Raw genomic sequence first — 20341 nt, forward strand, 5'->3', positions numbered from 1 at the left:
TCAAGTCCCCTTTACGGGCAGCAGTCGCGGGTCATACGGGTCCAGCCCTACGGCCTCGGTAGGCGGCCCGTAACCGGCCATCCGCATCACGGCCTGTTCGTCGGCCGGCGATTTCCCGGGCAGCGTGTCGCAGATGGCCTGCAGGATCCGGGCATGCGGGAGCTCGTCCCGCAGCAGGCCGAACCTGAGCATCTCGAGGCTGGCACGGTAGCCGATGAGGAGTTCCCGGCCGGCGCTCAGGTCCACCAGCGCCGCATATTCGAGGACCATGGGCAGGTAGTCAGGCAGCTCGCCCCGCGTGTCCACCAGGATGTCGCTCTGCCGGTAAGCCTTCTTGAAGCTGCCCAGGACTTCACCCCGGCGCCGGGTGTCGCCGTCCGTCCAGTAGCTCAGGTGCAGCGCGTGGCGCCGGCCCAGGTCGAACTCCCGCACGTAGAAGGCCTGGATCTCCATCGGTCCGGAGGATTCGAGCAGGTCCAGGACCGCTGCGAAGTCCTGGACCGCGCCGGGAAACTCGGCCAGGGCGGCCCGCATCAGCGGTACCTTGGCTATCAGGTCCTCGTCCGGGTACGACAGGCACCAGGCTGCGGCCATGTAGACCACCTGGTCGCGCCGGCTCACAGCCGGTCCTCAGGCGCGCGCTTCTCGGGCGCGGGTTTCTCCGGGACGGGCTTCTCCGGGATGTGCTTCTCCGGGAACAACCCCGACGGCGCCCCGGTGCCATCCCAGTTCAGCAGGTTTACCCGGCCCCGGAGAGTCGATTCACCGGGTGCGGCATCAGAGGTCTGCCGGTCGCGGAGGGCGTTGAACGTCTCCACGGCAACCGGCACCGGCCTGCCGCTGGCCTCGCCGAACGGGGACGAGTCCTGCATGCCCGGGCCGCCGTCGAAGTCCAGTGAGCAGCCCATCTCCTCAAGATCGTGGGCCTGTTCCACGTGGGCCTTGGGGATGACGTACCGTTCGTCGTACTTCGCGATGGCCATCAGCCGGTACATCTCGTACATGGTCTGGCCGTCCATGCCCACGGCCTCTGCGATGGACTCGTCCGGATCGTTGCCGAGGCTGATGCCGCGCATAAAGGAGCGCATGGCGGCAAGCTTTTTCAGCACCCCGGTGACCCTGTCTGCGTCCCCGGCGGTGAACAGCTCCGCAAGGTATTCCACCGGGATGCGCAGCGCGTCGATGGCGCCGAACAGATTGCCGTGATCCTCGCCGTCGTGCCCCTGGTCGCGCAGCAGGTCAACCACGGGCGATAGCGGCGGCACGTACCAGACCATGGGCATGGTCCGGTATTCCGGGTGCAGCGGCAGGGCAACCTTGTAGACCTTGGCCAGCGCGTACACCGGCGAGCGCCGGGCGGCGTCAATCCAGTCCTCGGGGATGCCCTGTGCGCGGGCGTTGGCTTGGACGGCGGGGTCGTTCGGGTCGAGCAGGACGTCCATCTGCGCGTCGTAGAGTTCCTGCGGGTCGGTGACAGCGGCGGCTGCGGTAACCGCGTCGGCGTCGTACAAAAACAGCCCCAGGTACCGCAGCCTGCCCACGCACGTTTCGGAGCAGACCGTGGGCAGCCCCACCTCCACCCGCGGATAGCAGAAGGTGCACTTCTCGGCCTTGCCGGTCTTGTGGTTGAAGTAGATCTTTTTGTACGGGCAGCCCGTAACGCACTGCCGCCAGCCGCGGCATTTGTCCTGGTCCACCAGGACAATCCCGTCCTCCACCCGCTTATAGATGGCGCCGGAGGGACAGGACGCCATGCAGGAGGGGTTCAGGCAGTGCTCGCAGATCCGAGGCAGGTAGAACATAAATGTCTGCTCGTACGCGAACTTGATCTTGTCCTCGGACTCGCGGCGGACCTTCTCCACGATCGGATCCAGGTGGCCGTGCTCAGTGGAGCCGCCGAGGTCATCGTCCCAGTTCGCGGACCAGGTGATCTTGGTGTCCTCCCCCGTGATGAGGGATTTGGGCCGCGCAACCGGGAAGTCATCCCCTAGCGGTGCGTCGATGAGGGTCTTGTAGTCGTAGGTCCACGGCTCGTAGTAGTCCTTGAGCTCGGGCTGGACCGGACTGGCGAAGATCCCGAAGAGTTTCTTCACCCGGCCGCCTGCCTTGAGGACCAGCTTGCCGCGCCTGTTCAGTTCCCAGCCTCCCTGCCACTTCTCCTGGTCCTCGTAGCGCCGCGGATACCCCTGGCCGGGCCGGGTTTCCACGTTGTTGAACCAGACGTATTCGGTGCCGGCACGGTTGGTCCAGGCCTGTTTGCAGGTCACCGAACAGGTGTGGCAGCCGATGCATTTGTCCAGGTTCATGACCATGCCCATTTGAGCCATTACACGCATCAGTACTGCACCTCCTGGGAACGACGGCGGACGGTGGCAACCATGTCGCGCTGGTTCCCGGTGGGGCCAAGATAGTTGAACGCGTAGGCCAGCTGCGCGTAGCCGCCGATCAGGTGCGAGGGTTTGACCAGCAGCCGGGTGACGGAGTTGTGGATGCCGCCCCGCCTGCCCGTCGCCTCGGACTTCGGCACGTCGATGGTGCGTTCCTGCGCGTGGTGGACGTACACCACGCCGGCCGGCATCCGGTGGCTGACAATTGCCCGGGCCACCAGGACGCCATTGATATTCAGGCATTCCACCCACTCGTTGTCCCGGACCTTGATGGACTCGGCGTCGGCAGGGCTCATCCAGACCGTGGGTCCGCCGCGGGACAGCGAGAGCATCAGCAGGTTGTCCTGGTATTCGGAGTGGATGGACCACTTGGAATGCGGCGTCAGGTACCGGACCACCACTTCGAGCTGCCCGTTGCTGCCCAGCCTGGGCTCGCCGAAGAGCCGGTGCATGTCCAGCGGCGGGCGGTAGATCGGCAGCGCCTCGCCGATGTCGGTCATCCAATCGTGGTCCAGGAAGAAGTGCATCCGGCCGGTCAGGGTGTGGAAGGGCTTGAGCCGTTCGATGTTGATGGTGAAGGGCGCGTAGCGCCGCCCGCCGGTTTCGGAGCCGGACCATTCCGGCGAGGTGATCACCGGGACCGGGCCGGCCTGGGTCTGGGCGAAGGTGATGAACTTTTCCTCGGAGCCCTCGGACAGGTCCGCCAGCTTCCGTCCGGTCCGAACTTCCAGGTCCTTGAAGCCCTGCACGGACAGGGCACCGTTGGTGGTCCCGGAGAAGGCCAGAATGGCCTCGGCGAGCTTCGCATCCGTGTCGATGGCCGGGCGTCCGTCCGCGGCGCCGCCGAGCATCACGCCGTTGGACCGGCTGAGCCGGTCCAGGGCGCCGGCGAGTTTGTAGGTGACATTCTTGACCGTGAAGCCCAGCTTGTCAGCCAGGGGCCCGACGGCGGCCAGCTTGTCCGCGATGGCCGTATAGTCCCGCTCCACCACCGAGAAGACGGGCATGTTCTGCCCCGGCACCGCGGGGATGCCGGTTTCCCGCCAGTCCCGGACGATCCCGCCGGGCTGCGCCAGCTGGCCGGGGGTGTCGTGCTGCAGCGGCACGCTGACCAGGTCCCGCCTGACGCCCAGATGGGTTGCTGCCAGCCGCGAGAATTCCCGCGCGAGCAGGTGGAACGTGTCGAAGTCCGTTTTGGTTTCCCACGGCGGGTCAATCGCCGGGCTGAAGGCGTGGACAAACGGGTGCATGTCGGTGGAGGAAAGATCGTGCTTCTCGTACCAGGTGGCGGCCGGGAACACGACGTCGGACAGCAGCGTGGTGGAGGTCATCCGGAAGTCTGCGGAGACCAGCAGGTCCAGCTTTCCTTCCGGTGCCTGCTCATGCCATCTCACGTCCCGGGGCTTGAGCCCCTCGGCGTGGTCCTCGCCCAGGACGTTGTTGTGGGTGCCCAGCAGGTTCCGCAGGAAGTATTCGTTGCCCTTCGCTGAGGAACCGAACAGGTTGGAGCGCCACAGCACCAGGGTCCGCGGCCAGTTCTCCGGGGCATCCACGTCCTCGATGGCCGGGTTCAGGGTGCGGTTCTTCAGGGCCTCCGCGACGTAGCTGGGGGTGTCCTTCGCGGAACCGGCGGCGACGGCGGCCTCCGCCTCGTCCGCGAGGTCCAGCGGGTTGCGGTCGAACTGCGGATAGAAGGGCATCCATCCCAGCCGCGCGGACTGGGCCAGCGCGTCCGCAGTGTGCATGCCGTCCAGGGCTCCGGTGGACAGCGGGGACTTCAGCGCGTCCGCGGAGTAGCCGTCCTGCCGCCACTGGTCCGTGTGCATGTACCAATAGCCCGTGCCGATCATGGTCCGCGGCGGCCGCGACCAGTCCAGGCCGTTGGCCAGCGATAGCCAGCCGGTGACCGGCCGGGTCTTCTCCTGCCCCACATAGTGCGCCCAGCCGCCGCCGTTGCGGCCCATGCAGCCGGTCAGCATCACCAGGGCCAGCACGGCCCGGTACGTGGTGTCGCCGTGGAACCACTGGCAGATCCCGGCGCCCATGATGATCATGGACCGGCCTTTGGACTGCTCGGCATTCCGGGCAAATTCGCGGGCCACGCGAATGCAGGCCTGTGCCGGAACGCTGGTGATCTCCTCCTGCCAGGCCGGGGTGTAGGGGGTGGCGGCGTCGTCATAGCCCGCTGCCCACTCGCCCGGAAGCCCGGCCCGGCCCACGCCATACTGGGCCAGCATCAGGTCGTACACGGTGGTGACCAGGTGGCCCTCCATCTCAAGGACGGGCACGCCACGGCGCAGGACGCTGCCCGCTCCCCCGGCGTCCTCGAAGCACGGCAGCAGGATCTCGGCGCTTTCGCCGGAGACCTCCCGCAGCGACAGCGCCGGGTCCATCCCCTCGAGGTCCAGGTTCCACTTGCCCTCGCCGCTTGCCGAATAGCGGAACCCCAGGGAGCCGTTGGGCACCGCCGGACGTCCCGCCTTTTTGTCGAACAGGACGGTGCGGAACGCCGCGTCCTCAGCCCCGGACTCCCCCGGGAGATCCGCCGCGGTGAGGAATTTCGACGGCGTCAGGGCGCCGTCGTCGTTCCTCACCAGCCGGACCAGGAACGGGAGGTCCGTGTACTGCTTCACGTAGTCAGCGAAGAAGGGGACCTGCCGGTCCACGAAGAATTCCTTGAGCATGACGTGGCCCATGGCCATGGCGAGCGCGGCATCGGTGCCGGCCTGGGCGGGGAGCCATTCGTCGGCGAACTTGGTGTTGTCCGCGTAGTCCGGGCTGACCGTGACCACCTTGGTGCCCCGGTACCGCACCTCGGCCATCCAGTGCGCGTCCGGGGTCCGGGTCACCGGGACGTTGGAGCCCCACATCATGAGGTAGCGCGCGTCCCACCAGTCCCCGGATTCGGGGACGTCGGTCTGGTCGCCAAAAACCTGCGGGCTGGCAACGGGGAGGTCCGCGTACCAGTCGTAGAAGGACGTCATCACCCCGCCGATGAGCTGGATGAAGCGGGTTCCCACGGCGTGCGAGACCATGGACATCGCCGGGATCGGCGAGAAGCCCGCGCACCGGTCCGGCCCGTAGGTCCTGATCGTGTTCACGTGCGCCGCGGCCGCGATCTCAATGGCTTCCTGCCACGAGACCCGCACCAGTCCGCCCTTGCCGCGGGCCTGCTGGTAGCGGCGGCGGCGTTCCGGGTCAGCCGCGATCTCCGCAAAGGCCAGCACCGGGTCGCCGAGGCGGGCTTTGGCTTCCCGGTACATCTCAACCAGGACGCCGCGGGCATAGGGGAAGCGGACCCGCGTGGGTGAGTAGGTGTACCACGAAAAGGCTGCCCCTCTAGGGCAGCCTCGTGGTTCGTATTCAGGACTGTCCGGGCCTACCGAGGGGTAGTCGGTCTGTTGGGATTCCCAGGTGATGATGCCGTCCTTGACGTACACCTTCCAGGAGCAGGAACCGGTGCAGTTCACCCCGTGCGTGGACCGGACCACCTTGTCGTGGCTCCAGCGGTCCCGGTAGAAGATGTCGCCTTTGCGGCCGCCCTCCCGGAACACCGCCCTGCCGTCCTCTGTCTGGTCCCATTTCGTGAAGAAACGGCCCAGCTTCAACATTGCATCTGATGCGGGTCCATCCAACCCCGCATGGGGTCCGGCAGCCATGGGCAACACGCTATGCCTCGGCGGGCCGCAACTCCAGATCGAAGGGCCCTACCTGAAAGCGACGGCGTAGGGTAGGCACCGGGTCAAGGGCAACCCTTTTCCCCGGGAGCCTTTAGAACATCGGGAGCAGAAAACCAGCGATCAGGGCTGCTGCCCCGATGCCGGTCAGAACGCGGCCAAGTACGACGGCGGTCCTCGCCACCTCTTCCGGCGCTGCGGTCTGCCACTGGGTGGGGCGCTTGGGGTGGTAGTAGATCGGCAAGGTGTCCCCGACGGCCAGGTCTTTGATGTCGTGGGGCGACATCGGCGCGTGATGAACCTGGAACTTGCGGTCAAACCAGCGAAAACCTGTTCCGCTCTCGTCAGCGTAGACCACAGCTTCAGCTTCTGACCACGGATGCACAAAGCGCCGCAGGATGCCCGAATAGAACAGCAGGCCGAGCCCGGCGGGCAGGCACAGCCAAGTCAGTATCTCCAGAATGGGACCTGCCATTTCAAGCACAGTGGGCATAAGTTGATGCTACCGGTGGTGCTTGGCTGCCGATAATTACGGCCGCTCAGCCCGGTAGTGAGCGGCCGTTCATCCAGAGGAAATCACGGGCCGCTGGCCTCCGCTCCGGACCCTCTTTTCACCGCGCGAAAGCAACTATGTAACGTGCAGGAAACATGACCGCCATGCGGTATTCACACAGCGCCAAATTGCGTAACATCCCCGCAACGCAGCGCGGCATGGACGGAAACAAGAGGCCACAACTATTGACCAGGGGGATTGCGCGGGCCAGATGTCCGGGTGATCAGGATCAATGGAAGGAACCGGCGTGGACATCACTGCGCAACATGTCTGGATGATGATCGCGGCGGCGATGGTGCTGCTGATGACTCCCGGACTTGGCCTTTTCTACGGCGGCATGACCCGGGCCAAGGCGGCCCTCAACATGATCATGATGAGCTTCATCTCGGCCGGCATCGTTGGTGTTGTCTGGGTTCTCTGGGGCTACTCCATGACCACGGGCGAGGGCGTGCTTGGCATCTTCGGTAATCCCTTCGCCAACTTCGGCCTGCAGAACCTGATGGGCTCACCCGATCTGATCAAGGCCGGCTTCAGCGCCACGTTCGCGATCATCACGGTGGCCCTGATCAGCGGCGCCATTGCGGACCGGGCCAAGTTCAGCGCCTGGGCCCTGTTCGTCCCGCTGTGGATCACGCTGGTCTACTGCCCGCTCGCCTACATGATCTGGGGCGGCGGCCTCATGAGCGCCGGCGGTGCCATCACCGCCGTCTTCGGCCAGGTGATCGACTTTGCCGGCGGTGCCGTCGTGGAAATCAGCTCGGGCACGGCCGCCCTGGTGCTCGCGCTGGTGGTTGGCCAGCGCCACGGTTTTGCCAAGGATCCCGGCCACCGCCCGCACAATGTCCCCTTCATCATGCTGGGTGCTGCCATCCTGTGGTTCGGCTGGTTCGGCTTCAACGGCGGCGCCGCCACCACCGCGGAGCAGGCCGGCCTGGTCTGGATCAACACCCTGGTCACCCCGGCCGCGGCCATGCTGAGCTGGCTGCTCACGGAAAAGGTCCGCCACGGCCACCCCACGTCCCTGGGCGCAGCCTCTGGCGTTGTGGCCGGCCTGGTTGCCATCACGCCGTCCTGTGCCAACATCAGTCCAGTGGCCGCAGTCGGCCTGGGCCTGGTGGCCGGAGCGGCCTGCTGCGTATTTGTTGACTTGAAGTTCCGTTTCGGCCTGGACGACTCCCTGGACGTGGTGGGTGTGCACCTCGGAGCCGGCCTGATCGGAACCCTGGCGCTGGGCTTCATCGCCCTCCCGGTGGACGGCCAGGGCGGCGGCCTGTTCTATGGCGGCGGACTCCAGCAATTGGTGGCACAGTCCGCGGCCGTGGTGGTCACCGTGCTGCTGTCCGGCATCGTCACCCTGGTCATTGGCCGGGCCATCCACCGGTTTATCGGCTTCCGCGTCAGCCACGAGGCCGAGACCGTCGGAGTGGACCTGTCCGAGCACGCAGAGAGTGCCTACGCGTTTACGGAAACGGGCCGCAGCTTCAACCCCGCGGGGCACCACCAGCTGTCACCTGCCGTCGCCGGCGGGGACACGGCCGCGGAGGTTTACGCCCGTCGGGGCAAGGAAAATACCTTCGCCTAGGCTTCAGCCTTCGTCACACAGCAGGTGGTACCAGCTGTCTGCCAACACCTCGAGCGCATGCTCACGGTTCGGCTCAAACTTACGGCGGGTCCACAGCGTGGCCACGTAATCGAGCGACGTGAAGGCGAGGGTTCCCCTGATGTGGCGCGTTTCCTCCGGGAACCGGCCGGCCAGCTGCATGCCCCGCACGATGTCGGAAATGACTTCTTCGTGCCACTCTTCGAGCATGGCCCGCACGTCCCGGTCCACGGCTGCGGCTTCGTCGAGAACGTCGAGGTAGGGGCGGAAAACCGGCCACAAAGCCGCCCGTGACTCCAGCCAGGCAAGGATGCCGGACAGCTCGCCTGCACGCACAACGTCCACAAGCTCGGGGGCGGTGGTGCCCTGTTCGGGGGCATCCGCGCGCTCCAGCACGGCGTTGACCCGCGCCATGAAGTCACGCATCAGATCGCTGCGGGACGGGTAGTAGGCGTAGAACGTTGCCCGCGTGGTTCCGGCCGCCGCCGCAACCTCGTCAATGGTGGTGGCGGCGTAGCCCTTCTCCGTAAACAACTTCAGTGCCCGCTCGACGATCACGTCCCGGGTCAGCTGTTTCTGGGCTTCTCGCAGCGACGACATGCGTCCATCCTATCCGTGGGGTGTGGCGGCCGGACACATCAGACGCCTGCGGGCGCGGTCCGTTGCAGGGCCTCCGGACCGGCGTTGGCCAGCCTGCGCAGTTTGGGGATCGGGATCCGGTAGTTGATCGCGGCGGCTGTGCCGGAACCGTCCTGGTTGTCCCAGCGCATCAGCATCGAGTCCGTACCGTCACCCGGATCACAGAAATCGGGAGTGCCGGCCACGGGCGTGAAGCCCACTGCCTTGAGCGAGAGTCCGAATCCCTCGGTCCAGAAGTACGGCTGGAAGGTGAACCCGGGCGCGGCGTCACCCTGCAGAAGTCCGACGGCGGCTGCCTTCGCCTGGTCGATGGCGCTCGTCCACAGCGGAATCCGCTGTACGCCGCGGCTGGTGGGAAAGAATGCCACGTCGCCGGCGGCCACGATGTCCGGCCGGAGCCGGCCACGCGAATCCACGCTCAGTGAACCGTTGTCGAGGAGTCCCGAGCCGGCCAGCCACTCAACGTTCGGCTCGTCCCCGATGGCGGTGACCACGAGGTCCGCCGCCACCGTGGTGCCGTCTGCCAGGACCACCTGTGACCCGTCGTCGGAATCCGAAAGGCGGGCCCGCCCGCCGCGGATGATTTTCAGGCCGCGCCGGATGGCGGCGGACGTGAAGATACCGGCCAGATGCTCACCCAGCTGCCGCGACAGCGGCGTGGCATCAGAGACAAGCGTGACGTCGCAGCCCACGTGGAGGCACCCGGAGGCCACCTCCATGCCGAGCGGGCCGCCGCCGATGACCACCACCGAAGGCCGCGAAGCCACCAGTTCCTTGAGGAGGATCGCGTCCTCGATGGTGCGCAGCGTCAGCTCCCGCGGAGTGCGGGTACCTTCCTCAGGCAGTCCCGCCGCAAGGCGCTTCGCCCGGGAACCGGAGGCGATGACCAGCCCGTCATAGGGCAGCTCGCCGCCTCCTTCCAGGCGCACCAGCCGCGCATCAACATCCAGGCCCGTGGCGCTCACGCCCAGCAGTTCGGTCGCTTCATGGGTGGGCCGGGGCAACTCGTGGGCCTGCAGGTTGTCCTCGCCGTTCCCGTTAACACCGTGCAGCAGGGCCTTCGACAGGGCGGGCCGGCTGTACGGCTGGTGCCGCTCGGCACCCACCACCGTCAGCTCGCCGTCAAAACCGGCAGACCGCAGCGAGTCGCAGGCCGTCAGCCCTGCGATCCCGTTGCCAACCACCACAATCCGGCGCATTGTCATGCCGCGGCCAATCGCAGCGCGGCCACCGGGCAAATCCGGACCGCCGCCTTCGCGGCGTCAAGCTCCGCCCCGTCCACCTCCGGGACATCGATGACCAGTTCGCCGTCGTCGTCCAGGTGCATCAGCGCCGGCGCGGCTTCCTCACAGAGTCCGTGACCCTCGCAGCGCGGCCGGTCGAGTTCGATCCTCATGCTGCCACCACCTTTTCGACCTGGAGCTTCTCGATGCTCCGCGTAATATTGCTCGGTTCCCGGACCTCGTCACCGAGCGTCAGCGTCTGCACGCGGCGGGCGAGGGCTTCGATGACGGCGTGTGCTTCCAGCTTCGCCAGTCCCTGGCCGGCGCAGCCGTGCGGGCCGTAACCGAAGGACAGGTGGTCCACCGGGTTGCGCGCGACGTCGAAACTGTCCGGGTTTTCGTAGTGCCGCGGGTCGCGGTTTCCGGCGCCGAACAGGATCCCCACTTGAGCGCCGGCGGGGATGGTCACGCCGTCGATCTCCACGTCGCGCGTTGCCTTGCGGCCCCAGATGTGGACCGGCGCCCAGTAGCGCAGCACCTCGGCGAAGGCAGCCGGAACCAGATCCGGGTTGGCCCGGACCAGGTCGAACTGCTCGGGATGGCGCCCGAACAGCGCCACGATGTTCCCGATCGCGGCGATGGTGGTATCGACGCCGGCGCCCAGGTACTGGTGGATGATGTGCCCTGCGGTGCCTTCGGGAATCTCGCCCCGGGTCTCGGCGTCGAAGATTCCACGGCCGATGGAGCCGGCGGCGAGGTCTTCGGCGGTAACCGACGAGCACCAGCCGTAGAGTTCCCCGGCGATGGGGAAGCTCTCCTGGGTGCGCTGGTTGAGCGGGCCGATGACCTGCATGGCGGCCTGGCCCCAGCGGAGCATGTTGTCCTTGACGTGTCCCTGGAACCCGATGAGGTCGGCAACGATCTCGATGGGGAATGCACGGGCCAGGGAATCGATGGCCTCGAAGCTTCCGCTCTCGGCGAGCTCGGCAACCAGCTTGTCGGCTTTTTCGTCGATGGTGACCTTGAGGCCGCGGAGCGCCCGGGGCGTCAGGTTCTGGGAGAGCGTTGCGCGCAGCTGGGTGTGCAGGGGCGGGTCGGAGGCCAGGGAGGTGCCCTGCAGTGCCTCGTTGACCATGGGGTTGAAGCCGATGCTGGCGGACGAGAACGTTTCCGGATCACCGAGTGCGTCGCGGATGGCGTCGTAGCGCGTCAGGACGTAGAGGTCGTTCCTGGGGAGGTGGACCACGGCGGCCTGCTCGCGGAGCGCGGCGTAGGTGGGGTAGGGGTCAACGAGGACGTTGTCATCCCAGATGTCGATGTCTGACTGGACGGGTGCAGTCACAATATTCTCCTTGCGGCTTGGAAATGGTTCGGTGAAGTTTTTGGTGGAATAAGACGGTCAGCTAGACAACAGCCCCGGCGTTTTCCTGGGTGGTCCCAGCGACGGCCTCGGTCATGGGTGCCGAGGACCGGGCGGAGATGAACAGGGTCAGGATGGCGGAGAGGATGGCCGCGACGCCGGCCGTGAAGTACACGGCCTGGAATCCCTGGCCCAGCGAGGTCCCGGCAACGCCCTGGATTTGCGGCTGGGCGGCGTTGAGGGCCTGGACCATACCGTCGACGGCGGGAGCGGGGGCGCCGCCGGCTGCGGCCTGGCCGGAGAACTGCGCGATCACGCCGTCCCAGCCGGAGAGGAAGCCCAACGGCGGTATGTTCGCCAGCCCACTGACGGCCTCGGCCGGCAGCCCGGCTCCGCCGAGGATCCCGGCAAGGGGACCCGCAAAGGCCGTGGCTCCGATACCGAAGGCAATGGCTGAGCCGACAACGGGACCGAGGGCGAAGCCGAGGTCACGCAGGAGGTTCGTTGTGGCCGAGGCCATGCCGATCTGCCGGGGCGGAACGGTGTTGATGGCAACAGCGGTGACGGAGCCGACCGTGAGGGCGAAGCCGATGCCCAGCACCAGGAGCGGCGGGATGAACGCTGTCCACGGCGACCCGCCGAAGGCCTCCGGGGTGCCGAGGGCGAAGGTCGAGAGCCAGAAACCGGACACGGCCATTAGTGCGAAGCCCGCGGTGAGTACCCAGCGCGGGGCCACGTGGTGAATAAGCCATCCCACCACCGGGATGAAGGCGAACGCGGGACCCTGGATGAAGACGAAGAGCACACCGACCTTCCAGGTCTCGGCAAGGGCGAGTCCGCTGACGGCGACACTGGTGCTGAAGCAGATCGCGAGGAAGGCGAACATGCCGGTGACGGCCACGATGCCGGTGATCGAGTAGGCACTGTTCCTGAACAGCGAGAGGTGGATCAATGGCTCGGCCGTGCGTGACTCGATGATGACGAAGGCAGCAAGGAGGACGACACCAACGACGTAGCTGGCAATCACCTGGGCGCTGCCGAAGCCGGCGTCCACCGCGGTCACCGTGGCGTAGAGGACAGCGATCAGGCCGAGTGCGAGCGTCGCCTGGCCGGGCAGGTCGAGCTTGCGCCGCCCGTCCGCAGCCGCAGAGTCCTTCGCCCGGAGAGCGACCATGAGCACCAGCACGGCAAGGCCTGCCGCGATCAGGTAGGCCGCCCGCCAACCGCTGAATGTGTTCGGGGCGCCCGGAGCCACGCCCGGCACGGTAAAGAACTGTGCCGTGAATCCGGCGAGCACCGGGGAGATCACCGCGCCGAGGGACAGGAACCCCGCCCAGGTGGCGATGACCTTGGCCCGGGCACGGTGGTCGGGCGTGATCGCCGCGATCATGGACAGCGAAATGGGGAACAGGATGCCCGCCCCGATGCCGCCGACCGCCTGGGCGAAGATCATCACTTCGGTGGTCTGCGCCAGCGCTGCCAGGACGGAGCCGGCAACACTGACTGCGGCTCCGACGTAGAGCAGCTTCTTGCGTCCGAACATGTCGCCCAGGAGGCCCCAGCTGAGCTCGAACACCACAATGCCCATCAGGAACATGCCCGCGATCCACGTCAGGCCTGCCCCCGAAGTGCGGAATTCCACGGCAAACGTGCCGCTGAGGGCGCCGGGCAGGGCGTTGGTGATCTGGGCCAGCGTTACCGCACTGTAGGCGGCCACAAAGGTGGCCCGTACCGAGCCGCGGCTCGACACCTTGAAGGTCTGACTCATCGATGAAACTTCCTTGTCTCCGGTCGATTTTCACGTGTTGCCCCAAAGAACCGGTGTCTGTCCGGCGGGGCCAACTGGATGTGGCGCTGCCCACATTCTGGCGCTAAGCTTTACACAATGTCAAGAGAGACTACGAAGCGTGTGCTTCATAAACTCCAAGATTAAAATCCACAAAACACCTCGACTATTTCCTTGACACTGTGTATAGAAATATGTGATGCTGGCTACACCTGCAACGGAGGGCCTGCACAGTCCGGCTCCGCGATCCCCAGCATTCAGCAACCCCACCTTCAAGGGAGAAGCCCAGTGAGTCACACCGCACCCGTCGCCGCCGGTGACGCGTCCCAAGCCCCCGCCGGGCCGACAGTCAACACGGTCCTCGGTCCCGTTCCCGCCCACGAACTGGGCGTGGTGGCGGTGCACGAGGCGCTCCTGTCGGTCCTCCCGGGCGCCCAGTACGCCCCGGACATCTCCATGGACCGGGCGGAGATCTTCGAGGTCCTGGCCGCAAAGCTCACTGAGTTCCGCGGGCACGGCGGAGGGTCCATCGTGGACAGCACCGGCATGTTCCACGGCCGGGACCTCAAGCTCTACGAGGCACTGTCCCGCTCCACCGGCGTCCACATCATTGCCTCCACCGGCCTTGGCCCCGAGGAGGAACTCGGCGGCTACTTCCTGACCCCGCAGACCAACCCGCCCACACCGTGGCCTGCCGAGAAGTTCGCCGATCTCTTCGGCAAAGAGGTCACTGAGGGAATGGTGATTCCGCGGGTCGAGCGCCGCGCAGCTGCCGGCATCGTGGCCACTATCGCCGACCGCTCCGGTATGACTCCGACCGAAGAAAGCCTGTTCCGCGGCTCCGCCCGCGCCGCCCGGGACACCGGCGTGCCGGTCTCCATCCGGTTCGGCGCTGACGCCCTGCATGACCTGGACATCGTCCTGGACGAGCAGATCGGGGCCGACCGGGTGCTGGTGGGCGGCCTCGACCGCCGGGACGCCAAGGACTCGGCCGTCCAGGTGGCGGCCCGCGGGGCGTTCGTGGGCATCGACCATGTGGGCCTGAACGACCACGCCGATTACGTCACCGACCAGGAGCGCGCCGAGCTGGTCCTCGAGCTGGTCAAGGCCGGTCATACGGACAAGATCTTTCTTTCGGGCAACTCGATCGGCGTGGCCAAGGGCGTGCCCGAGTACAACCTGCCCTTCAGCCACGTCCTGACCACGTTTGTGCCTTTCCTTAAGTCCCGGGGCCTGAGCGAAGAAGACGCCCGGCGGATCCTCGTGGACAACCCCCGCAACCTGCTGACCGTGCGCTAAGCACGCCGGCTGCCATCCAACAAGCTTTCGAACCCCTGAGGTGAACGAATGACCAAGGTCAACACCGTGCTGGGAACCATCCCGGCCGAAGAACTGGAAATCGTGGCCGTCCACGAACACATCGGCTACGGCATGCCCGGCTCCGAGCTGGACACAAAGTGGTGGAAAACGCCGGAACAGGCGTACGAGGAAACCGTGCCGAAGCTGCGGAAGTTCCGCGAATACGGCGGCGGTACCTTCGTGGATGCCACGGGCATCTGCAACGGCCGCGACGTGGACTACTACAAGTCGCTGTCCCGGAAGACGGGCGTGCACATCGTGGCCTGCACCGGCTTCGTGGGCGGCGACACCGCCCTCCCGCACTTCTCCCGCGCCACCGTGGACTACCTCGCGAAGGTGTTTATCCACGAGATCACGGTCGGCATCGGCGACACCGGCGCCAAGGCCGGCGTCATCAAGGTCGGAGTGAGCCGCGGCGGACGGATGACGGACCTCGATAAGCGCATCTACCGCGCCGCGGCGCGCGCCGCCGTCGTCACCGGCGCCCCGATCCTGACGCACCTGGCCATCGACCCGGAACCGGCCATAACCATCTTCAACGAAGAGGGCCTCCCGCTGGACCGTGTGCTCTTCGGCCACGCCGACGACGGCCTGAACGCTCCCGTCACCCCGCACGACTGGATCTACGAGCAGGGCGGCCGCATCGGGTTCGATACCTTCGGTTACGACCTCGAACTGCCGGATCCGCCGTTCTGGGGCCGCAAGCGCGCCGAACGCATGGAGCACTTCGTCAAGCTCGTCAACAAGGGCTATGCGGACAAGCTCCTGGTCTCGGCCGATGCCAACTGCAGCCCGCTGGGCTGGCCGGGGGTGAAGGGCCACACCATCAACTACATCTTCGAGGACATGATCCCCGATATGCGCGCCGCCGGGATCGACAACGCCACCCTCAAACTCCTGCTTGAGGACAACCCTGCCGACTTCCTGTCGCTGCACGCCTGATCCCGGACAGACCCGCCACAACTACCCCTCCCAGGCGCCGCCTGGCTCATGAAAGAGACTCATCCAATGAAGGCTGAAGACATCAAGAACCTCAAGATCGCCGTCATCGGCGCAGGCTACGGCGGCGCTGCCGCGGCAAAGGCCCTGAGCCTGCTCGGCGCAGACGTCACGGTCTACGAGCAGGCTCCCCGGATGGGCGAGGTGGGCGCCGGCATCGGCCTGCGCCCCGCCACCATGGCCCGGTTCCGCCAGTGGGGGATCTTCGACGCTATCGCCAACGTGAGCTCGGCAAGCGACTACTTCGAGATCCTCACGGCCACCGGTGAGCCCATCATGAAGGACACCTGGCCGGAATTCGGCGACGAAAAGCACACGTACCTCATCCACCGCCGCGACTTCATCGAGGCCCTCGTCGGCGTGCTTCCGGAGGGCATGGTGCAGCTCGGCCACCGGTTGGAGTCCATCGAGGACAACGGCGGCCGCTCCCTCCTGACCTTCACCAATGGAAAGACCGCCGAGGCCGATCTGGTGGTGGGTGCCGACGGCATCAAGTCCACAGTGCGCGAGCAGCTCTTCAGCGACAAAGGCCCGGTGTTCTCCGGCGAGCACGCCTACCGCGTGGTGATCTCCGCCGACGATGCCCACGGCATGGTGACCGACGACAACCTGCGCATGTACATCGGCAAGGGCACCAAGGTCTACCTGCTGCCGCTGCGCCACCGCAACCAGATGTCCTTCGACATCACCGCCCTGAACCCGGACAGCACCTGGGCGCCCGCCATCACCAAGGATGAACTCCTGAAGACCGTGGAAGGCTTCGACGAACGGATCGTGGCGATCGCCCGCGGTTTGGACATGGACACCGTGAACATCCGCGCCGTGTACGACATCGACCCCGTCGAGAACTGGCACACCGACTCTGTTGTCCTTATGGGCGATGCGGCACACTCCATGCTGCACCACCAGGGCCAGGGTGCGAACTCCGCCATTGAGGACGCCGGCGCGCTCGCCGATGCCCTCGTGCAGGCCGGTTCCGTCAAGGAGGCACTGGCACTGTTCCAGGCGACCCGCAAGCCGGTCACCGACGAACTGCAGCGCATCTCTCGCCAGGGCTGGAGCGAGGAAGAGGTCAACGACGTCTTCCCGGGCCAAAAGCCGGCTTCGCAGCAGCCTGCAGAAGCAGCGAAGGCCTGAACGCCATGACCATCCATCCAGAAATTGCCAAGATCCTGGCTACCCTGCCGGCGCCCGACGGTTCCCCGTTGGACCCTGCCGCCATGCGCGCCGGCGAGGCCGCACACGTGGCGCCGCTTGCCGACCGGCTGCCGCTGCACGCCGTGGAGGACCTCACGGCCGCCACCAAATCCGGCCAGGTGCCGGTCCGCATCTACACGCCTGCCGAGGCCGACTCCTACGGCGTGCTGGTGTACTTCCACGGCGGCGCGTTCTTCCTGGGCAGCCTGGACACACACGACCATGTTGCCAGGGCGCTGGCCAAGGAGACCGGCTACAAGGTCATTTCTGTGGGCTACCGGCTGGCCCCGGAGGCTGCGTTCCCCGCCGGACTCGAGGACTGCTACGCGGTGCTCCGCTGGGCCGCCGAACAGGGCACTGCCCTGGGTTGGGACGGCAAGAACCTCGCCATCGCGGGCGACAGCTCCGGCGGCAACTTCGCGGCCGCCGTCGCCGCCAAGGCCCACGATGACGGGTTCGACGGCGTCACGCACCAGATCCTGTTCTACCCGTCGGTAGACCTGGACTTCGATGAAGAGCGGTATCCGTCGATGCGGGAGAACGCCGTCGGGTATGGGCTCGAAACTGCGGGGCTGAAGCCCTTCAATGCCTTCTACCTCGACAGTGGCGCCGATCCCGCCGATCCCCTGGTCTCCCCCATCAAGCGGGAAGACCTCACCGGACTGCCGCCGGCCCTCATCATCACGGCCGAACACGATCCCCTGCGGGACGAAGGCGAGCTGTACGCCCAGCGTCTGCGGGAAGCCGGAGTAGGCGCCACCGTAAGCCGGTACGCCGGCGCCAACCACGGCTTCGTCCAGAACTTCTCTTGGATCCCCGAGTTCTACCGGCCGTTCCGCGAAGCAGCCGGCTTCCTGGCCGCGAGGGCCGGGCAGTGACCCAACCGGTCGCCGTCCATCCCCTGGTCTCCCCGTGGGGCCGGTTCGGGCTCTACAGCTTCTTCATCGACGCTCCGGAACCTGCCATCGTGGACACGGGGATCGCCTCCTCGCCCGCCGAAGGCATGGCGCCGGCGCTGGCGGCGATCGGCCGGAACATCGAGGACGTCCGCTGGATCTTCCTGACCCACGGACATATTGACCACATCGGCGGCGCGTACGCGCTGTGGGAGCTCACCGGACGGCGTGCCCAGGTGGTCATCCACGAAGCTGACGCACCGTTGCTCCGCTCACGCCGTGCCCACGTGGACGACTACCTTGCCGGCCGCGCACAGTATCTGAATGACCCGGACGGCGAGGCGAAGCTGACGGCAGCCACCAACGCCGTCATCTCCGGCGAGATGGAGCCGACGCTGCTGGTGCGGGGCGGCGAAACCATCTCCCTCGGCGGCGACGTCACCGTCTCCGTCCACTCGATCCCGGGCCACACCCCGGGGTCGGTGGCCTATGTGATTGACGGACAGAACGACGTGTTCGTCGGCGACGCTGTCCAGGTCCATGGTGCTGCCAACGGATTCCCGGGCTTTGTGGATCCGGCCGGTTACCGCAGCGGCCTCCAGTACCTCACCGATGAGGTCCGTCCGCAGCACCTCTACCTGGGGCACCCCTACCGGACCGCGGAGGGCACACCCTACGGTGTGGAGCTCGACGCCGACCAGGCCCGGGAAGCGCTCCGGGCCAGCCTGGAAATCGAGGCCCGCGTCAGTGCAGCGGCGTGCAACTGCCTGGCGGCCGGGCTGCAGGATACGGACTCACCGTATTCACCGTTCGCCGGTGTGGCCGCGGACCTGGGCTACAACGGCGATCCCACACTGGAGCCGTCGCCATTCTTTACAACACTGCACGGCTACCGCACAACGTTCGGCCGTTTGACCGAAGATGAGGAGATGAGCACTCGTGGATGACTTCCAGCTTGTGAATGCCGGCGCTGAGAAAATTGCAGTCCGCAAGGACCTGCGGGTCCCCATGCGCGACGGCGTTGAACTCGCCGCGGACGCCTACCAGGGCACCGAGGACAGGCCACGCCCGGCGCTGGTGGCGCTGAGCCCCTACGGCAAGGAACTGCAGGCCCTCGCCCTGACCACCCCGCCGCAGCGCCGGCCCAGCCCCATGTGGGACGGCTGCATCGAGGCCGGCGACATCGCCCGGATCGTTAAGGAAGACTACGTCCACGTGATCGGGGACCTTCGCGGCTCCGGCGCGTCCGGGGGCGAGCACATCGGCAACTACAACGCCGGCGGCGTCTCTCTGGGCCAGGACGCGTACGACTTCATCGAATGGGTTGCCGAACAGCCCTGGTGCGACGGCAACGTGGGCATGGTGGGCATCTCCTACTTCGGCTCCATGCAGGTCCTGGCAGCTGCCGAGCGCCCGCCACATCTGAAGGCCATCTTCGTCTCGGGCGGCCACTACGACTTCTACGAAACCACCTACCACGGCGGCGTGATGTGGTTCATGCCCCGTGCCGCCCGTGAAGGCCGCGGCGGCGACTCCGGCTGGGCCTTCACGGACAACGTCAAGTCCCGCATGATCGAAAAGTACTCGCCCGAGGAGCTGAAGAAGCTTGTGGCCGAGCGCCTGCAGGATCCGGACGTGGCCGCCTGGCCCAACCTGGTGCACGTGCTGAACTACCCCAAGAACCACGAGGCCTGGTTCGACATTGTGATGAACGAGCTCGACGGCGACTGGTACGAAGAGCGCAATCCGATCACGCTGGCCCCGAACATCGACATCCCCGTCTACCTGCAGCTTGACCAGGGCCGCGGCTGGACCCTGGACGGCACCATCGAGCTTTACAACGGGCTCAAGGGCCCCAAGAAGCTGGACATCGGCCCCTACCCGCCCATGCAGTCGCGCCCCTTCATCGAAGAGCACGACAAGATGTTCCGGTGGTACGACTACTGGATCAAGGGCATCAACAACGGCGTCATGGACGAGCCGGCCGTGAGTGTCTTCGTGGAGGGCTCCCGCGAGGTGGTCACCGCGGACCAGTGGCCGCCGAAGGACGTGGAGTACAAGTCCCTGTACCTGCGCCCGCGCGGCAAGCTGTCCCCGGAAGCAGAGCCAATGGGTGCCGAGTACGCCGCTCCGGACGGCTTTTACCAGGCACCGCTGACGGTCACGGACAAGGTGGAAATCCTCTCCTGGAGCACCGATACGTTCGAGACAGCCACCGAGCTGATCGGCACCGGCGCCGCGCACATCTTCGCGGAGATCGACCAGCCGGACACCAACTTCATCATGCGCCTCTGGGACTACGCCCCCAACGGCAAACGCCAGCTCATCACCAGCGGATACCTCAAGGCCTCACACCGCGAGCTCGACGAACGCACCACCGAGGGCAACCCCTACCACCCGCACACCCGCTCGGTGCCGGTGGAGCCGGGCCGGATCGAGGAGTACGTGCTGCGCCTCTACCCGTTCGCAAACACCTTCATGCCGGGCCACCGCCTGGTGGTGGAACTGTCCAACGACGAGCCGCTGGCCGACGAGCACAACGCGCTCCTCCCTCCGGACGCGTTCCACCTGCCGGTGGGCCGCCCCGTCACCCACAAGATCTACCGCGACGCCGCCCACCATTCGCGGCTCGTCCTGCCGTTCACCACGGGCAAGGGCCACTAAA

Annotated in this window: 16 protein-coding genes; 7 read left to right on the plus strand and 9 right to left on the minus strand. The window is 66.5% G+C overall.

The features are described from left to right. The 4 genes from narJ to IDT60_RS16515 all read right to left on the minus strand — a co-directional run bounded on the left by narJ (window position 1) and on the right by IDT60_RS16515 (window position 6557). On the minus strand, window positions 1-621 hold the full coding sequence (gene narJ / locus IDT60_RS16500; protein ID WP_191079862.1) for a nitrate reductase molybdenum cofactor assembly chaperone: 621 nt from the start codon (window positions 619-621) through the stop codon (window positions 1-3). Then, the gene (gene narH / locus IDT60_RS16505) at window positions 618-2336 is read right to left on the minus strand and encodes a nitrate reductase subunit beta (protein ID WP_191079863.1); all 1719 of its coding nucleotides are present in this window, start codon (window positions 2334-2336) and stop codon (window positions 618-620) included. Before narH ends, narJ begins: the two co-directional genes overlap by 4 nt. Beyond that, the gene (locus IDT60_RS16510) at window positions 2336-6046 is read right to left on the minus strand and encodes a nitrate reductase subunit alpha (RefSeq protein ID WP_191079864.1); all 3711 of its coding nucleotides are present in this window, start codon (window positions 6044-6046) and stop codon (window positions 2336-2338) included. The genes narH and IDT60_RS16510 overlap by 1 nt, the downstream gene beginning before the upstream one ends. A gap of 112 nt (window positions 6047-6158) precedes the next feature. Beyond that, window positions 6159-6557, minus strand: coding sequence for a hypothetical protein (locus IDT60_RS16515; RefSeq protein WP_191079865.1), 399 nt, complete (start codon window positions 6555-6557; stop codon window positions 6159-6161). A 307-nt stretch (window positions 6558-6864) separates the two neighbouring features. On the opposite strand from IDT60_RS16515, the gene IDT60_RS16520 reads away from it, so the two are divergent. Beyond that, entirely contained in the window at window positions 6865-8199 is a 1335-nt protein-coding gene (locus IDT60_RS16520; protein ID WP_223883767.1) for an ammonium transporter, read from the plus strand. A 3-nt stretch (window positions 8200-8202) separates the two neighbouring features. Here the strand turns inward: IDT60_RS16520 and IDT60_RS16525 are convergent, their stop codons facing one another. From IDT60_RS16525 to IDT60_RS16545, 5 genes are all read right to left on the minus strand, one after another. Beyond that, the gene (locus tag IDT60_RS16525) at window positions 8203-8817 is read right to left on the minus strand and encodes a TetR/AcrR family transcriptional regulator (protein ID WP_164204984.1); all 615 of its coding nucleotides are present in this window, start codon (window positions 8815-8817) and stop codon (window positions 8203-8205) included. A 38-nt stretch (window positions 8818-8855) separates the two neighbouring features. Continuing rightward, on the minus strand, window positions 8856-10061 hold the full coding sequence (locus IDT60_RS16530; protein ID WP_191079866.1) for an NAD(P)/FAD-dependent oxidoreductase: 1206 nt from the start codon (window positions 10059-10061) through the stop codon (window positions 8856-8858). Next, complete coding sequence (locus tag IDT60_RS16535; protein WP_191079867.1) at window positions 10058-10252, minus strand: ferredoxin; 195 nt, start codon at window positions 10250-10252, stop codon at window positions 10058-10060. The genes IDT60_RS16530 and IDT60_RS16535 overlap by 4 nt, the downstream gene beginning before the upstream one ends. Beyond that, window positions 10249-11421: a cytochrome P450 gene (locus tag IDT60_RS16540; protein WP_191079868.1), complete on the minus strand. Its 1173-nt coding sequence runs from the start codon at window positions 11419-11421 to the stop codon at window positions 10249-10251. The genes IDT60_RS16535 and IDT60_RS16540 overlap by 4 nt, the downstream gene beginning before the upstream one ends. A gap of 61 nt (window positions 11422-11482) precedes the next feature. Further along, window positions 11483-13207, minus strand: coding sequence for an MFS transporter (locus tag IDT60_RS16545; RefSeq protein WP_191079869.1), 1725 nt, complete (start codon window positions 13205-13207; stop codon window positions 11483-11485). 306 nt (window positions 13208-13513) lie between these two features. Here IDT60_RS16545 and IDT60_RS16550 point away from each other — a divergent pair, with 306 nt between their 5' ends. The 6 genes from IDT60_RS16550 to IDT60_RS16575 all read left to right on the plus strand — a co-directional run bounded on the left by IDT60_RS16550 (window position 13514) and on the right by IDT60_RS16575 (window position 20340). Then, on the plus strand, window positions 13514-14524 hold the full coding sequence (locus IDT60_RS16550) for a phosphotriesterase (protein WP_191079870.1): 1011 nt from the start codon (window positions 13514-13516) through the stop codon (window positions 14522-14524). Between the two features lie 48 nt (window positions 14525-14572). After that, a complete protein-coding gene (locus IDT60_RS16555; RefSeq protein WP_191079871.1) occupies window positions 14573-15526 on the plus strand; it encodes a phosphotriesterase in 954 nt (317 codons plus the stop codon). Window positions 15527-15592: 66 nt separating this feature from the next. Beyond that, the gene (locus tag IDT60_RS16560; protein ID WP_191079872.1) at window positions 15593-16720 is read left to right on the plus strand and encodes an NAD(P)/FAD-dependent oxidoreductase; all 1128 of its coding nucleotides are present in this window, start codon (window positions 15593-15595) and stop codon (window positions 16718-16720) included. Window positions 16721-16725: 5 nt separating this feature from the next. Continuing rightward, entirely contained in the window at window positions 16726-17658 is a 933-nt protein-coding gene (locus tag IDT60_RS16565) for an alpha/beta hydrolase (protein WP_191079873.1), read from the plus strand. Beyond that, the gene (locus tag IDT60_RS16570) at window positions 17655-18623 is read left to right on the plus strand and encodes an MBL fold metallo-hydrolase (protein ID WP_191079874.1); all 969 of its coding nucleotides are present in this window, start codon (window positions 17655-17657) and stop codon (window positions 18621-18623) included. The genes IDT60_RS16565 and IDT60_RS16570 overlap by 4 nt, the downstream gene beginning before the upstream one ends. Beyond that, the gene (locus tag IDT60_RS16575; RefSeq protein ID WP_191079875.1) at window positions 18616-20340 is read left to right on the plus strand and encodes a CocE/NonD family hydrolase; all 1725 of its coding nucleotides are present in this window, start codon (window positions 18616-18618) and stop codon (window positions 20338-20340) included. The genes IDT60_RS16570 and IDT60_RS16575 overlap by 8 nt, the downstream gene beginning before the upstream one ends. Window position 20341: the final 1 nt, after the last annotated feature.

Origin of the sequence: Pseudarthrobacter sp. BIM B-2242, from assembly GCF_014764445.1 — a bacterium.
Taxonomy (GTDB): Bacteria; Actinomycetota; Actinomycetes; order Actinomycetales; family Micrococcaceae; genus Arthrobacter; species Arthrobacter luteus_A.

Bases quoted from the DNA above. Each gene is read 5' to 3' on its own strand.
- narH (WP_191079863.1), bottom strand. From the start codon at position 2,336: ATGCGTGTAATGGCTCAAATGGGCATGGTCATGAACCTGGACAAATGC.
- IDT60_RS16510 (WP_191079864.1), bottom strand. From the start codon at position 6,046: ATGGCTGCCGGACCCCATGCGGGGTTGGATGGACCCGCATCAGATGCA.
- IDT60_RS16515 (WP_191079865.1), bottom strand. From the start codon at position 6,557: ATGCCCACTGTGCTTGAAATGGCAGGTCCCATTCTGGAGATACTGACT.
- IDT60_RS16525 (WP_164204984.1), bottom strand. From the start codon at position 8,817: ATGTCGTCGCTGCGAGAAGCCCAGAAACAGCTGACCCGGGACGTGATC.
- IDT60_RS16530 (WP_191079866.1), bottom strand. From the start codon at position 10,061: ATGACAATGCGCCGGATTGTGGTGGTTGGCAACGGGATCGCAGGGCTG.
- IDT60_RS16535 (WP_191079867.1), bottom strand. From the start codon at position 10,252: ATGAGGATCGAACTCGACCGGCCGCGCTGCGAGGGTCACGGACTCTGT.
- IDT60_RS16545 (WP_191079869.1), bottom strand. From the start codon at position 13,207: ATGAGTCAGACCTTCAAGGTGTCGAGCCGCGGCTCGGTACGGGCCACC.
- IDT60_RS16555 (WP_191079871.1), top strand. From the start codon at position 14,573: ATGACCAAGGTCAACACCGTGCTGGGAACCATCCCGGCCGAAGAACTG.
- IDT60_RS16560 (WP_191079872.1), top strand. From the start codon at position 15,593: ATGAAGGCTGAAGACATCAAGAACCTCAAGATCGCCGTCATCGGCGCA.
- IDT60_RS16565 (WP_191079873.1), top strand. From the start codon at position 16,726: ATGACCATCCATCCAGAAATTGCCAAGATCCTGGCTACCCTGCCGGCG.